General features: G+C 74.2%; 11 protein-coding genes. 6 read left to right on the top strand and 5 right to left on the bottom strand.

Translation table 11 applies throughout. The features are described 5' to 3' along the window. The first annotated feature begins 147 nt into the window (after positions 1–147). Genes IFT90_RS06315 through IFT90_RS06305 form a run of 3 tightly spaced genes read left to right on the top strand, consistent with a single transcriptional unit; the run spans position 148 to position 6,364 of the window. Positions 148–1,812 carry a DUF3375 family protein gene (locus IFT90_RS06315; RefSeq protein ID WP_192041508.1) on the top strand — a complete coding sequence of 555 codons (1,665 nt, stop codon included), beginning with the start codon at positions 148–150 and terminating at the stop codon, positions 1,810–1,812. Beyond that, positions 1,809–2,684 carry a DUF4194 domain-containing protein gene (locus IFT90_RS06310; RefSeq protein ID WP_192041507.1) on the top strand — a complete coding sequence of 292 codons (876 nt, stop codon included), beginning with the start codon at positions 1,809–1,811 and terminating at the stop codon, positions 2,682–2,684. The genes IFT90_RS06315 and IFT90_RS06310 overlap by 4 nt, the downstream gene beginning before the upstream one ends. After that, entirely contained in the window at positions 2,681–6,364 is a 3,684-nt protein-coding gene (locus tag IFT90_RS06305; RefSeq protein ID WP_192041506.1) for an ATP-binding protein, read from the top strand. The genes IFT90_RS06310 and IFT90_RS06305 overlap by 4 nt, the downstream gene beginning before the upstream one ends. A 231-nt stretch (positions 6,365–6,595) precedes the next feature. Here the strand turns inward: IFT90_RS06305 and IFT90_RS06300 are convergent, their stop codons facing one another. The 5 genes from IFT90_RS06300 to IFT90_RS06280 are packed head-to-tail and all read right to left on the bottom strand — an operon-like array spanning position 6,596 to position 11,961. After that, on the bottom strand, positions 6,596–7,558 hold the full coding sequence (locus IFT90_RS06300; protein ID WP_371812161.1) for a citryl-CoA lyase: 963 nt from the start codon (positions 7,556–7,558) through the stop codon (positions 6,596–6,598). After that, positions 7,555–8,811, bottom strand: a complete 1,257-nt coding sequence (locus tag IFT90_RS06295; protein ID WP_371812160.1) for a CaiB/BaiF CoA transferase family protein — start codon at positions 8,809–8,811, stop codon at positions 7,555–7,557. Before IFT90_RS06295 ends, IFT90_RS06300 begins: the two co-directional genes overlap by 4 nt. Continuing rightward, positions 8,808–10,364 (bottom strand): tripartite tricarboxylate transporter permease, encoded by a 1,557-nt coding sequence (locus IFT90_RS06290; RefSeq protein WP_192041505.1) that lies wholly within the window; start codon positions 10,362–10,364, stop codon positions 8,808–8,810. The genes IFT90_RS06295 and IFT90_RS06290 overlap by 4 nt, the downstream gene beginning before the upstream one ends. Beyond that, the gene (locus tag IFT90_RS06285) at positions 10,364–10,963 is read right to left on the bottom strand and encodes a tripartite tricarboxylate transporter TctB family protein (RefSeq protein ID WP_199861733.1); all 600 of its coding nucleotides are present in this window, start codon (positions 10,961–10,963) and stop codon (positions 10,364–10,366) included. Before IFT90_RS06285 ends, IFT90_RS06290 begins: the two co-directional genes overlap by 1 nt. Then, on the bottom strand, positions 10,960–11,961 hold the full coding sequence (locus IFT90_RS06280) for a Bug family tripartite tricarboxylate transporter substrate binding protein (protein WP_371812159.1): 1,002 nt from the start codon (positions 11,959–11,961) through the stop codon (positions 10,960–10,962). The genes IFT90_RS06285 and IFT90_RS06280 overlap by 4 nt, the downstream gene beginning before the upstream one ends. Positions 11,962–12,101: 140 nt before the next feature. Between IFT90_RS06280 and IFT90_RS06275 the strand changes: the two genes are divergently transcribed. From IFT90_RS06275 to IFT90_RS06265, 3 genes are all read left to right on the top strand, one after another. Next, positions 12,102–12,926: an IclR family transcriptional regulator gene (locus IFT90_RS06275; protein ID WP_192041503.1), complete on the top strand. Its 825-nt coding sequence runs from the start codon at positions 12,102–12,104 to the stop codon at positions 12,924–12,926. A 61-nt stretch (positions 12,927–12,987) separates the two neighbouring features. Continuing rightward, a complete protein-coding gene (locus IFT90_RS06270) occupies positions 12,988–13,632 on the top strand; it encodes an RraA family protein (RefSeq protein ID WP_192041502.1) in 645 nt (214 codons plus the stop codon). Continuing rightward, entirely contained in the window at positions 13,625–14,575 is a 951-nt protein-coding gene (locus tag IFT90_RS06265) for an NAD(P)-dependent oxidoreductase (RefSeq protein ID WP_192041501.1), read from the top strand. Before IFT90_RS06270 ends, IFT90_RS06265 begins: the two co-directional genes overlap by 8 nt. The last annotated feature ends 222 nt before the right edge of the window (positions 14,576–14,797 follow it).

Raw genomic sequence — 14,797 nt, 5'->3', positions numbered from 1 at the left:
TGCGGCGGGTCACCGTGCCCGGCGGCGGGTGGGCGCCCGCCCGCCGGCGACGACGGGGACCCGCCGAGGCAGGGCCCGCCGCCCGCGCACGGTATCGTCGTCCGTCGACATCGAGCACGGTCGGCACGGCTCAGGAGGGGACGAACGGTGGACGAGACAGCAGCCCCCGCCCCCGAGGCGGCAGCTCCCGGAGGCCCCCTCACCCGCGACGACGTGCGCGACGTGTGGGAGGCGGACCCGACCTGGGCGCTCCTCCGCAGCACGAACAGCCGGTGGGTCGTCCCCCTCTTCTCCGAGCACCTCGAGCAGGCCGAGGGCCCGGTCTCGGCCGACTGGTTCCACCAGCGCGTCGCCGACGCCCTCGAGCAGAACAGCGCTGAGCAGAACAACACGGAGCAGAACAGCACCGAGCAGCCGGCCCACGACCAGCACCCCGCCGAGGAGGCGCCGCCCGCGCCGGCCCCGGACGGCCCCGCACCCGAGACGCGCGCCACCCCGGCGGACTACTGCCGCAGCTGGGTCGACGCCCGGTGGCTCGTCCGCACCCGCGCCTCCTCGGCGGACACGGCCCGTGCCGAGTACCGGCTCTCGCCGCACGCGCTCCGGGCGCTGCGGATCGTGCGCGAGCTCGTCGAGGCGGACAACGCCGTCAGCGAGGCGCGCCTCGGCAGCATCGCGAACGCCGTCCGGCAGCTGGCCGGGCTCGCCGACCCGAGCGTCGAGTCGCAGCTCGGCCGGATCGACGCGCAGCTCGCCGACCTTACGCGTCGGCGCGACCGGATCGAGCAGCACGGCACCGAGCCGGTCCCCCTCGACGCGCTGAGCCGTCAGCTGCACGAGGTCGTCCGGCTGACGGCGTCCCTGCCCGCCGACTTCCGTCAGCTGAGCGCGATGGTCGAGCAGCGGCACCGCGAGGTCGCCCGCCGTGCCGCGAGCGAGGACCTCGGCAAGGGCGCGCTCGTCGACCAGTACCTCCGCGAGAACGACCTGCTCGAGCAGACGCCCGAGGGGCGGGCGTACCGCGGCTTCGCCCAGATGCTGTCGTCGAGCGAGGTCGACCAGATGCGTGCCGACATCGAGACGGTCCTCGCCCAGCCGGACGCCGCCTCCCAGATCGGCGAGCGCCAGCGCGCCCAGCTCGAGCAGCTCATCTCGTCGTTGCTCGCCGAGGAGCAGGCCGTGCAGGAGACGTACGGCCGCTGGACGTCGTCGCTCCGCCGGTTCCTCGGCCGCTCGGGCGCCGACCGGCACCAGCGGCTGCTCGCCCTCGCCGACCGTGCCCTCGACGCGGGTGCCGCCTGGGCCGAGCAGCGGCCGGGAGCCGCCGTGCTGCCCGCCGACGTGCTCGGACTCGGCCCCCTCGACGCCGTCGACCTCACCCAGCTGCAGCTCTGGAGCGAGCGCGGCCGGCCCACCGTCGACGTGCAGGTCACCGAGGGCGACCTCGCCCTGCCCGAGGCGGACCGCGTCGCGCTGCGCCTCACCGCCGGCACGAGCCCCGCCGCCGTCTCGGGCACGCTCGACCGGCTCCTCGCCGAGCGTGCCGAGGTGTCGAGCACCGACGTGTGGCTCGCCACCGAGCCCGAGTTCCGCCGCCTTGGCCTCGTGCTGAGCATGCTCGACCTCGCCGTCGACCGGGGCGTCGTCACCGACGACCGCGAGTCCGTCGTGCTCACCGCCGACGAGGGAGGCACGGGCCGCGAGGTCGTGCTGCCGCGCCTCGTGTTCACGGCGCCGTCCTCCGCTGCGTCGGCAGGCGCCGCCTCCGCCGACGATGCTTCCCCGCTGCACCTCCAGGGAGACCCCTCATGACCGATGCCCCCGTCGACACGACGCCCGAGGTCGAGGACGCCGCACCGCAAGCCGATGCCGCCGATCCCGCCGACGTCCTCGCCGCCCCCGGCACGCTCCCCCTCGCCGGCCGTCGCGCGCTCGTCACCCTGCTGACCCACCGCTTCGTCTCGCGGGCGAGGCAGAAGGAGGCGTGGGCCGGCCTCCTGGCACACGAGGCCGACATCCGCGCCCGCCTGTCCGAGCTGTTCCTCGACCTCGAGGTCGACCACCGCCACGAGGTCGCGTTCAAGCGCCAGTCGGGCGGCGACGACGCCCCCGTGCTGCTGCGCCGCGAGAAGCCGCTGTCGCGCGACGCGTCGTTCCTGCTCGTGTTCCTGCGGCGCGAGCACGCGTACACCGACGGCGACGACGAGGCCGTCGTCGTCTCCCGCGACCAGGTCGCCGAGTTCCTCGGGCGCTTCCACGACGACACGGGCCGCGACGAGGTGCGGGCCGACCGCCGCGTCGACGCCGCGATCGCCGCGATGGTGTCCCGCGACCTGCTCGAGCCCGAGCCCGACGACCCGCAGCTCTTCACCGTCTCGCCCGCGATCGTCCCCCTGGTCAGGCCCGAGCAGCTGGCGCACCTCGAGCAGGTGTACCTCGACGCCGCAGGAGGCGCGGGTCCCGACGTCGAGGTCGGTCCCGACCTCGAGGCCGGTCTCGACCTCGACGAGGCCGAACCGGACGCCGACCTCGATGCTGACTCCGAGACCGGCAGCGGCCTCGACGTCGGTGCGGAGCTCGACGAGCCCGACGCCGACGAGCACGCCCCCGACCCCACGGCGGTGGCGCTCGACCTCGACCTCCCGCTCGACCTCCCCCGCGACGCGGAAGCAGACCCGGCATGACCCCCGCCTCCCCCGCCGACGCGACCGCCGCCTCCTCGGCTGCCCCGGCCGGCCCGGCCACCCCGGCCGCCGCAGTCGGCACACCAGCGCCCAGCCCCGCTGTCACGGCCGGGACGACCGGGACCAGCGGCTCGACACCCGAGACCCCCGCGCTCGACGTCGACGTCGCCCCCGACGACGCTCCCGACCTCGGCATGTTCCACTCGGGCCAGTACCGCATCGAGCTCGTGCAGCTGCTCAACTGGGGCAGCTACGCCGGCCTGCACCGCATGCCCGTCGGGCGCGGCGGCATCGCGATCCTCGGCCCGACCGGGCGGGGCAAGTCGACCGTGCTCGACGCGATGAGCGCCGTCATCATGCCGAACCCGCAGGAGTTCAACCGGGCTGCCCGGGACGACTCCCGCCAGCGCTCCGAGCGCACCGTCTACAGCTACGCCCGCGGCAAGACCGACGAGGTGCGCGACGCCGCCTCCGACCAGACGACGACGCGGTTCCTCCGCCCGCTCGGCGAGGCCTTCGCGAGCGGCTCGGCCATCACCTGGAGCACCGAGCTCGGCGAGACCCTCACCGCCGTCCGCCTCGCCTGGATCGGCCCCGAGACGTCCAGCCAGGACGAGGTCACCCAGTCGACCGTCTACCTGCTCGTCCGCGGCCGCTTCGACCTCAGCCGCCTCACTGAGGCCCGCCGCGACCCCACCAGCACCTCCCCGCTGACGAAGAGCTCGCTCAGCCGCCTCGTCGACCCTGCGCACGACCTCGTGACCTACTCGCAGCCCGAGCTGCGCGTCCGGCTCTGCGGCGTGCTCGGCATCGGCGGGAGCGACGAGTCGCAGCTCAAGGCGCTGACGCTGCTGCGTCGTGCCCAGGCGTCGAAGGGCGTCTTCTCGATCGACGAGCTCTTCACGCAGTTCGTGCTGACGCAGCCCAAGGCCCTGAGCCGCTGGGAGACGACGCTCGTGACCTACCGCGAGGCCTCGCAGCTCTACGACGTCTTCGAGACGACCCGCAAGAAGCTCGAGGTGCTCGAGCCCGTGCCCGCCCTCGCCGAGCAGTGGCAGGCCGCGGGCGACGACGCGACGGCGAAGCGCCGGCTGCTGGCCGAGGGCGACGAGCCCGGCGCCGAGCCGAGCCGTCTGCGCGTCTGGCTGGCCGGCAAGGTCGGCGACTGGGTGGGCGGCGAGGTCGACCGCGTCCAGCTCGCGAAGCGCGAGGCGACCGAGACGAGGAGGCGCGCGGCCGACGACGAGGAGGTCGCGCTCCGTGCCCGTGAGCAGGCCCTCGCACAGATCGCCGATCTCGGCGGCGACCCGTCGCACTCCCTCCGCGAGCAGGTGCGCTGGGCCGAGGACGCGCTCGCCCGCGTCGAGGCGCAGCACCGGCGCTTCGCCGCGCCGCTCGAGGGCGTCGGCGAGGCCGTGCCGACCTCGGCCGACGAGCTCGAGACCCTGCGCGGTCGCGCCTCGTCGCTCGCCGCCGAGGAGAAGACCGCCCGCCGCGAGCACGACGAGCTGCGCGGCGAGCTCGCCGCCCGCATCGCCGAGACGCGTCGTGCCGTGGGCGAGCGCCAGCGCCAGAAGGAGTCCTTCGAGCGCCGCCGCAGCAACGTCCCCGACGAGGCCGTCGAGCGCCGCCGTCGCATCGCGGACGGCACGGGCGTGCCCGTCTCGCGCTTGCCCTACGCGGGCGAGCTGATGGAGGTCGCCCCCGAGCACCGCGACTGGAGCACCGCGGTCGAGCGGGTCCTCGGCGAGCTGGCCACGCACCTCCTCGTCGACTCGGACGACTTCGCGGCCGTCCGCCGCTTCGTCGACGCCGAGGACATGCGCGGCCGCGTCACCCTCGTGCCCGCGACCCCGGGCCTCACGCCGCGTCTCGCACCGATCGCCCGTACGGTGCCGTCGATGCTCGTGCTCGACGAGGCGAGCCCGTTCCGTGGCTGGCTGCACGACGAGCTCGTCGCCGAGCGCAGCGTGCTCTGCGTCGAGGGCGCCGACGACCTCGACGCAGCCCAGCCCGACGGCGCTCGCGGAGCCGTGACCCGGGCGGGCCTCCGCACCGGAGGCGGTCGTCGCGTCACGAAGGACGACCGCCGGATCCGCTCGTGGATCGGCCTCGACAACGCCGCCCGCGTCGCCGAGCTGGGCGACGAGATCGACGAGCTGACCCGCTCCCTCGACGCCGCCCGTGCCGAGTGGGACGCGGCCGAGACCGTCGCCGGTGCCCGACGCCGCGTGGTCGAGACGATCGAGCGCGCCGTCGAGACGAGCTGGTCGGACGTCGACGCCGGCCCGGCTCGCGCCCGCCTCGACGACCTGCGCGGCCAGCTCGAGCGGGTCGCCCTCGAGCGTCCCGAGGTCGCGACGCTGCAGGCCGCCGCGGCCGAGCACGACGAGGCCAGGCTCGAGGCGGTCCGCCGCGGGGCCGAGATGCAGCAGGTGCTCGACCAGCTCGAGCAGACGCACGCGACCCTGGTCGACATCGAGGACGCGTTCAGCGACGCCCTGCACGGCGCCGACCCGCTCGACGACCACGAGCGAGCGCTGCTCAGCACGCTTCCCTTCACCGCGCCGCGCGAGGCGGCCGACGTCGAGCGGTCGCGCCGTGACGCCGCCGCCCAGCTCCGGTCGCAGATCGACGCGCACGACCGCGAGCGGGGCCAGCACGAGCTGACCCTCGAGCTCGTCTTCGCGCGCTACCTCGAGCTCGACCGCAACGCCGGGATCGACGCGACGATCGACAGCCTGCCCGCCGTGCTCGCGATCCACCGCGGGCTCGTCGACGACGACCTGCCGCACGCCAAGGAGAGCTGGCTCGAGAAGGCCGGCAGCGACATGGGCGACAGCCTCCGTGCACTGCTCGTGCAGATCGAGGAGGACGGCCACGTCATCCGGCGCGGCGTCCGCCCCATCTCGGAGGCGCTACGGGCGATCGAGTTCCGCGAGGGGTCGACGCTCGACATCGAGCCGCGTCCCGTGTCGAACAGCGACCTGGCCGACTTCCGGCGGACCCTGCGCGAGCACCTGGGCGACGGGCGCGGGTCGGCGAATGCGCCGGACGCGGGCGGAGGTTCAGGCCCAGGCGGCGCGGGCGCAGGCGCAGGAGGCGCGGCCACGGCCGGTGCAGCCGCCCCGTCTCGGGAACCGGCCGAGGTCGAACGACGGTTCCTCCGCCTCCGGCGCGACCTCGCCCACCTCGAGGAGCGCTCGAAGGTCGGCGACGCGTGGCGCCGTCGGGTGCTCGACGCGCGGGAGCACTTCCAGTTCCGGGCGATCGAGACGCGGGCCGACGGCACCCAGATCGTGCACGAGGGCGTGGCCGGCAAGTCGGGCGGCGAGGGCCAGGAGCTGATCGCGTTCGTGCTCGGCGCCGCCCTGCGGTTCCGGCTCGGCGACGGCACCGACCGGGTGCCGACCTACGCGCCGATCGTGCTCGACGAGGGCTTCGTCAAGGCCGACACGGAGTACACCGGTCGGGCCCTGTCGGCCCTGCGCTCGCTCGGGTTCCAGCTCGTCGTGGGAGCCCCGCGCGACAAGGTCGCCGCCTTCGAGCAGCACGTCGAGAGCGTGGCCTACATCTCGAGCGACCCGACCCGCCCCGAGCTCTCGCGCATCTGGCCGCTCACGATCCGCGAGGCGATGGAGGTCGAGCGCCACGGCCTCGACCCTGCCCTGCTCGGCTAGCCCGGCCCGCCTCCGCCCGCCCGGGCCGCCGAGTGGTCAGCAACGGTCCTCCCCCTGCGCGGGAAGGACCGTTTCCGACCACTCGGCAGCGCACACCTCGTGGACGCCTCGCGCGTGGACGCCCTGAGCGACTTGCCGCGAACTGCTACTTCGCAGGGCACGAGGCGACGATCCGGGGCAACTCGATCGTCTCGGGGGGGCGAATGTCGAATCGCGCGCAGGGCGCCGACGTCAGACGTCGCGAGTCGCCGGGCCCGTGTAGTCCGCGAGGAAGCCCTTCGGCAGCGGGCCCTTGATGCGCTGGCCGGACTGCGACTCCTCCCAGGCGTGCGCGAGGATGCCGACCGACCGCGACAGCACGAAGAGGCCACGCGCGAGCTCGGGCTCGATGCCGAGCTCGCCATAGACGACGGCCGAGACCCCGTCGATGTTCATCGGGACGTCCTTGGCCGCCAGCTCGTCCTCGATCGCGAGCGCGGCTGCGAGGTGCTTGCCCGCCACGACGCCGTCGTCGCGTGCCCGCTCGATGAGCGTCAGCAACGGGTCCCGACGCGGGTCGCGCGGGTGCCACCGGTGGCCGAAGCCCGGCACGAAGGCGCCCCGCGCCTTGTACGAGGCCACGAGGGAGGCGGCGAGCTCGTCGAGAGGACGCCCCGCACCCAGCCCGCCTGCCCCGGCGGACCCACCGGTACCCTCGTGCGCCGCGACCATCTCGTTCAGCAGCGCGACGCACTGCTGACCCGCGCCTCCGTGGGTGTCGCCCAGCACGTTCACCCCGTTTGCGATGGCCGAGTTGAGGCCGACGCCCGAGGTCGCCGCCATGCGGGAGCTCGCGATCGACGGTGCCTGCGGTCCGTGGTCGACGCTCGCGACGAGGGCGGCCTCGAGCAGGGCGGCTTGCTCAGCGGAGGGCAGCTCGCCGCGAGTCATCAGCCACACCGTGCTGATGAAGTCGACGTTCCCGATCAGCTGCTGCACGGGGTAGCCGCGCAGCTCGATGACGCCGGGCTCGATCTTCGTGATCGCGGTCGACCACCACGCCGTCGTCGACGCGAGCCGCGCCTCGAGCCGGGCGTTCTCGGCCTGGGCGGCGGCCAGCTGCTCCTCGAGCGAAGCAGCGGCGGCACCGGCACCAGCACCCGCGCCTGAACCTGCACCAGCACCCGCACCCGCACCCGCACCACCCGCGTTCACACCGCACCTCCTTCGTGCAGCGCCCGGATCTCTGCCGCGTCGTACCCGAGCTCGGCCAGCACCTCGTCCGTGTGCTCCCCGAGCAGGGGCGGCGACACGGTGGGCCTGCCCGGCACCCCGTCGATTCGGATCCCGTGCCCCATGACGCGCAGCGGGTCGTCGCCGTCGGCTCCCCCGGGGAACGGCAGCGAGTGCACCAGCTCCCGGTCGCGCACCTGCGGGCTGTCGAGCATCTCGGCGACCGTGAGCACGGCGGCGGCCGGCACGCCGGCGTCGCTCAGTGCTTCCTCCCACGAGAGCGCAGACCGCGAGGCGAGAGCCGCCTCGAGCTCGGCGGTGAGCGCCGCTCGGTGCGTCTTGCGCGCCTCCCGCTCGGCGAACCGAGGGTCGGCGGCGAGGTCGGGGCGGCCGACGACGCCGCAGAGCAGCTCGAACTGCTCCTGCTTGTTGGCGGCGATGTTGAGGGCGCCGTCGCCCGTCGCGAAGGTCCCCGACGGGGCAGCCGTGCCGTTGTCGTTGCCGAGCGGACGCGGCTCGGTGCCCGCGACGAGGTGGTTCGAGACGACCCAGCCCATCGCGGTCGCGGCCGTCTCGAGCATGGACACGTCGATGACCGAGCCGACTCCTGTCCGTTCCCGCCCGAGCAGGGCCGACGAGATCGCGAAGGCGGCGGCGAGCCCGCCGAGCGTGTCCGCGATCGGGTACCCGGCCCGGAGCGGCGCGGTGTCGGGGGTGCCGGTGACGCTCATCATCCCCGAGCTGCCCTGGATGATCTGGTCGTAGGCGGGCTTCGAGCGCAGCGGCCCGGTCTGCCCGAAGCCCGAGATCGCGGCGTAGACGAGCCGCGGGTTGATCGCGCGGAGCGCGTCCCAGCCGAAGCCGAGCCGCTCGAGCACCCCGGGCCGGAAGTTCTCGAGCAGCACGTCCGACTCCGCGACCGCCCTGCGGAGCACCTCCGCGCCTCCCTCGGTCTTGAGGTCGACCGTCAACGAGCGCTTCTGGGCGTTCTGCGCCAGGAACGAGATGCCGAGGAGGCGCCCGTTCAGCTCCGCAGACGCGCCGAGCTGGCGGGCCAGGTCGCCGCCCCTCGGCGTCTCCACCTTGATCACGTCCGCTCCGAGCAGCGCCAGCTGGTAGGCCGCGTACGGCCCGGCCAGCACGTTCGTCATGTCGAGGACGCGGATCCCCTCGAGCGGGCGAGGCGCAGGCGCAGACCCAGGCACGGTCGAACCTGCGGGTGGGGCGTCGGTCACGCGTTCTCCTTCTCCCGGGCGTCGAGCGCGTCACCCGAGGCGGCGCCGCCGCGCGCCGCCCGACGCCGCGCCCGGATCTTCGTGAACGCGGCACCCGCGACGGCGATCACCAGCACCACGTACAGCGTCACCGTGATCCCGCTCGACACGAGGATCGACGGGTCGCCCTCGCTGACGAGCAGCGCCCGGCGGAACTCCGTCTCGGCGAGCGGGCCGAGGATGATCGCGATCAGCATCGGCGCGACGGGCAGCCCGTAGCGACGCATGAGGAAACCGATCAGCCCGATCACCGTGACGAGCGCCAGGTCGAGGATCTTGCTGCTCGTCGCGTAGACGCCGAGCATCGCGAAGACGGTGATGCCCGCGTAGAGGTAGTGGCGCGGCACCTTCAGCAGCTTCGCCCAGAGCGGAGCGAACGGCAGGTTGAGGATGAGCAGCACGACCATGCCGACGAAGAAGCTCGCGAGCAGGGCCCAGACGAGGTCCGGCGCGCGGTCGAAGAGCAGCGGTCCCGGCTGCAGGCCGTACTGGCGGAACGCGGCCAGCAGGATCGCCGCGGTGGCCGACGTGGGGAGGCCGAGCGCCAGCAGCGCGCCCATCGCGGTGCCGGCGGTCGCGTTGCCGGCCGCCTCCGGTCCGGCGACGCCCTGGATCGCGCCGCGGCCGAACATCGGCGACTTGCGACGTGCGTCGAGGCGCTTCTCCGTGCCGTAGGCGAGGAACGTCGGCACCTCGGCCCCGCCGACCGGGATGATCCCGAAGGGGATGCCGATCGCCGTGCCGCGCAGCCAGGCGGGCGCGGCGAGCCGCAGCTCGCGCCGCGACAGCCAGAGGCGACCGGTCGAGCGCAGCAGCTGGGTCTCGTCGCGGGAGCCGCGGCGGGCGGCGACGCTGAACACCTCGCCGAGGGCGAGCAGGCCGACCGTGATGACGACGATGTCGATGCCGTCGAACAGCTCGGGCACGCCGGCCGTGAAGCGCGAGGCGCCCGAGATGCCGTCGATGCCGACGACCGAGATCGCCAGGCCGATCGCGAGGGCGCCGAGGCCCCGGACGACCGACTCGGTCACGACCGCCGAGATCGCCACGAAGGCGAACACCGCCAGCGCGAGGTACTCGGCCGGCCCGAACAGGGTGGCCAGCTCGGCGAGCCGCGGCGCGAAGAACACCACGAGGATCGACGCGATGATGCCGCCGATGAACGCGCCGATCGCCGACGTGGCGAGCGCCTGGGCGGCCCGGCCGCTCGTGGCCATCTTGTGGCCCTCGATCGTGCCGGCGATGGCCGTGCTGTTGCCCGGCGTGTTCATCAGGATGCCCGAGATCGAGTCGCCGAACAGCCCGCCGAAGAGCACCCCGGCGAACATGATGAAGGCGCCGATCGGGTCGAGCGAGAAGGTGACCGGCAGGAGGAGCGCGACGGCCATCGCGGAGCCGAGGCCGGGCAGCACGCCCACCGCGGTCCCGAGCACGGCGCCGATGAGCACCCAGAGCATGTTGATCGGCGTGAGGACGGTGGCGAAGCCGTCGCCGAGGTTCGCGAGCGACTCCATCAGAGGATCCCTCCCAGGACGCCCGGAGGCAGGTTGAGGCCGAGACCGGCCGAGAAGGCGAGCTGCACGATCGACGAGATCGCGAGCGACAGGGGGATGTCGAAGAGCGGCCGCTGGCTGCCCAGCGCCCGGGCGACGCCCCAGAACAGCAGGGCGCCCGAGAGCAGCCAGCCGAGCGGGGTGAGCGCCGCGATGAACACGACGACGGTGAGCAGCGCGCCGAGCAGCGCACGGTGGTTGCTCGTCGGGCGGAGTGCCTGCGGCTCTCCCTCCTCGTCGAGCACGAGGTCGTCGTCGGGCTGGCCGGGGGCCGCGGGCTGCGCGACCTCGACGCTCTCCGACTCCGGCTTGCGGAGCACGTCGACCGCGAGCAGCACGGCGAGCACGATGACGAGCGCGGCGATCAGCGAGGGGAAGACCTGCGGGCCGGGCGGGGCCGTGTTGGCGGGCACCTCCATCGTGAGGGTCCCGACCACGAGGGCGAGCCCGATGACGAGCATCAGCGCCGGGACGATCAGCCCGGTGCGGCGGCGCCAGAAGCCGTCGGCGACGACCACGGCGCGGCGGGTGACCGAGACGGTCCGGATGACGCCGCTCACAGGCCCAGCTCCTCGATGATCGCGTCGACACGGGCCTGGTCCTCGGCGATGAACTCGACGAAGTCGTCGCCGGTCACCACCGCCGGCTCCCACGAGTTGCGGCGCAGGGTGTCCTGCCACTCGTCGGAGGCGACCATCTCGTCGATGATCGCGACGAGCTCGTCCCGCTCGGCGGTCGTGATGCCGGCCGGGGCGACGATGCCGCGCCAGTTCGGCAGGTTCACGTCGATGCCCTGCTCGATGAAGGTGGGGGCGTCGATCCCGTCGACGGGCTCCTCGGCCGAGAGGGCGAGGGCGCGCAGGTTGCCGGCCTCGATCTGGTCGCTGAACTCGTTGTAGCCGCTGACGCCGATCTCGACCGTGCCCGACAGCAGTGCGGTGAGCACCTCGCCGCCGCCCGGGTACGAGACGTAGTTGATCTCGCCGGGGTCGACGCCGACCTCGCGGGCGAACAGCCCCGCGAGGAGGTGGTCGGTGCCGCCCAGCCCGCCGCCGCCGATCGCGTGGCTGGAGGGCGCCTCCTGCCAGGCCTCGACGAAGTCGTCGATGGTCTCGTAGGGCGAGTCCTCGGGCACGATGAAGACCTCGTAGTCCTCGGCGAGCTTGGCGATCGGCGTCGTGTCCTCGAGGTTCACGGCCGACCCCTGCACGGTGATCGCGCCCTCCATGACCGTGCCGGTCATCATCAGGGTCGTCGGGTCGGGGTCGAAGTCGGCGAACTGGGTCAGGCCGATGGTGCCGCCCGCGCCGGGCACGTTGACCACCTGGACGTTGTTCACGATGGAGGCGGCCCGCAGCGCCTGCTGCGCCTCCCGGGCCGCGAGGTCCCACCCTCCGCCGGGCGCGGCCGGGGCCATCACCGTCAGCTTGGCTCTCGGATCGGCTCCCGCGGTGCCGTCCCCGGCGTCCACGGCGGCGAAGCCGACGAGCGCGGCGGTGACGGCGACGCCGACTCCCCCGAGCAGGCGGCGTCGCGTCTTGTCGTTCGGTCTGGCCACGTTCACTCCCTTGTGACGTCGGACGGGCATCCACTAGGTGGATGTCTGTGTCCGCCTGATGGTAGCTTCGCGTCGAGACATCGTGCAAGGCGGACCGCACAGGACGGTCCGGAGGTGCGGGTCGGGACGAGAGGTCGGCGATGGTCACGGAAGCGAGCGGGGTCCGTGCCGTGAGCCGCGCCCTCGACGTGCTGCAGGCGTTCACGCCCGAGCGGACCTCCCTGTCGATCGGCGAGCTCGTCAGGGCGTCCGGACTGCCCCGGACCACCGTCCTCCGCCTGGTCGAGACCCTCGTCGCCGAGCGCATGCTGCAGCACGTCGCCGACGGCCGCGTCGCCGTCGGCACCCGCCTCATCCGCTGGGGCGCCTTCGCCGCCGCCGCCTGGACCGTGCCCGAGGCGACCGCCGCACGCATGGCCGAGCTGGCCGCCGAGACGGGCGAGACCGTCAGCCTCTACGTGCGGAGCGGCACGACCCGCGTCGTCGTCGCCCAGTCGCCGAGCCCGCACTCGCTGCGGCACGTCGTCCAGGTCGGCGACGAGCTGCCGCTGTGGAAGGGCGCCGCCGGGATGGTGCTGCTGAGCTCGGTCGCGCCGGAGGAGCTCGGCGCCGAGGTCGCGGCGCTGGCCGCTGCAGTCGCCGGGTCGAGTGCCAGTGCCGCGTCCGGATCCGGGGCCGGCCCGCATGTCGGGTCCGCTGCCGAGGACGTCGACGAGGAGGCGCTTGTCGCCCGCGTCGAGCAGGCCCGGGCCGCCGGGTGGTCGCTGTCGCACGGCGTCCGCGAGCCGGGCAACAGCGGCATGGCGGTCCCGGTCCCGAGCCGCGACGGAGCGCAGCCCGTGGCGCTGGCGCTCGGCGGCCCGACCAGCCGGTTCACCGACGAGGCGACCGCGGCTTTCCTCGGGGCGCTGCAGGCCGCCTCCTCGGACATCGCCCGCACCGGGCTGCCGCCCGCCCTCGACTGACCCAGGCCCCCGGCCCGGGCGACGTCGCCGCGGGTCGCCACCCCGACCGACAGGAGCGACGATGCCCCAGCCCGACCCGCAGCAGCCCGAGACCGCAGGATCCCCCGCACCGGGGGATGCCTCCCCCACCGCCTGGCCCGCCGCGGCCGAGCTGCCCGTCGCGACGATCTCGGACGCGATGGAGCGCTTCGGCGTCGCCGACGGCATCCGTCCGCTCTGGCGCGGGGCAGCCCTGTCGGGCCGCGCCTTCACCGTCTGGACCCGCCCCGGCGACAACGCCGGGCTGCACGCCGCGTTCGAGCAGATCAGGAGGGGCGAGATCCTCGTCGTCTCCGGCGGCGGCGACGAGACGCGGGCGCTGATCGGCGAGCTCGTCGCCGAGAAGGCGCTCGCGCTGGGCGTCGGCGGCATCGTGCTCGACGCGGCCGCCCGCGACGTGGTCGAGCTGGAGCGCGTGGGCGTCCCCGTGTTCGCCCGGGCCGTGACGCCGGCGGGACCGTGGAAGACCGGCCCGTACCGGCTCGGCGAGACCGTGGCGGTCGGCGGGGTCGCCGTGGCTCCGGGCGACTGGGTCGTCGGCGACGACGACGGCGTGGCGATCGTGCCCGCGGGTCGCGTCGACGGCGTGGTCGCGGCGACGCACGAGCTGCTGCGCGGCGAGGGCGAGCGACGCGAGGCGAACCGGCGGCTGGTGCCGCGTGGCTGAGGGACCGACCGCCCGGCCCGTCGTCTGGGTGCCGCGGCCCATCGACGACGCGGTCGTGGCATCCCTGGCGGAGTGGGCCCACGTGCGCCTCGGCTGGGGCGCGACGGCCGCCTCCTGGGCTGACGTCGCTCCGGAGGTGCAGGGCGTCCTGCTCCGCACCGCCCGCGTCGACGGGGCGATGATGCGCGAGGCCCCGCGACTGCGGATCGTGGCGCGGCACGGGGTCGGGCTCGACACGGTCGACGTGGCGGCCGCCGCCGAGCTCGGCGTCGAGGTCACGACGACGCCCGCAGCCAACAGCCGATCGGTCGCGGAGCTCGCCGTCGCCCTGCTGATGATCACGCGCCGCGGGCTCGGCCCGGCACTCGCGAGTGCGGGTGGCGATGCTGGCGCCGGTGTCGAGCGCGCGTCGATGACCGGACGTGAGCTCGCCGGAGCCACCCTCGGCCTGCTCGGCTACGGCCGCATCGCGCAGCTCGTCGCCGGCATCGCCCGCGACGGACTCGGCATGCGCGTCGTCGCGCACGACCCGCACCTCGACGACGAAGCGATCCGCGAGGCCGGGGCCGAGCCGGCCGGTCTCGACGACCTGCTCCGCGCCTCCGACGCCCTCAGCGTCCACGTGCCCCTCACCGATGCGACCCGCGGCCTCCTCTCGGCCCGTGAGTTGGCCCTGCTCCCCGCGGGGGCAGTCGTGGTCAACACCTCCCGCGGAGGCATCGTCGACGAGGAGGCGCTGGTCTCCGCCCTGGAGTCCGGTCACCTCGCGGGAGCCGGCCTCGACGTCACCTCGGTCGAGCCCCTGCCCGGCGACCACTCCCTGCGGCACCGCCCCGACGTCGTGCTCACCCCGCACGTCGGCGGGCAGACCCGCGAGGCGATGTCCCGCGTCGGCCACGAGGCCGCCGCCCACCTCCGTCGATCCCTCCTCCCGCCGCGCTGAACCGGTAGGAAGTGCTGCCCGCCGCCTCTTCGAGAGCACTTCTTGTCGGCTCACCGTCCGACTGGTCAGATACTGCTGTCCTCGACCCCATGAAGAGCACTTCCTGACCACTCGACCCCCGCGCGGGTGACCGGCGCTGGACGAGAGTCCCCGAACCGACCTCCCCGCCCCTCCAGAGGTCGATCTAGGGCCTCTCGACCTTCCTGCTAAGGGTGAACCGGC

This window comes from Frigoribacterium sp. CFBP 8766 (assembly GCF_014841435.1).
Classification (GTDB): Bacteria; Actinomycetota; Actinomycetes; order Actinomycetales; family Microbacteriaceae; genus Frigoribacterium.
The sequence above is the reverse complement of the archived record's forward strand: the minus strand, read 5'-3'. Positions and strand labels throughout refer to the sequence as shown.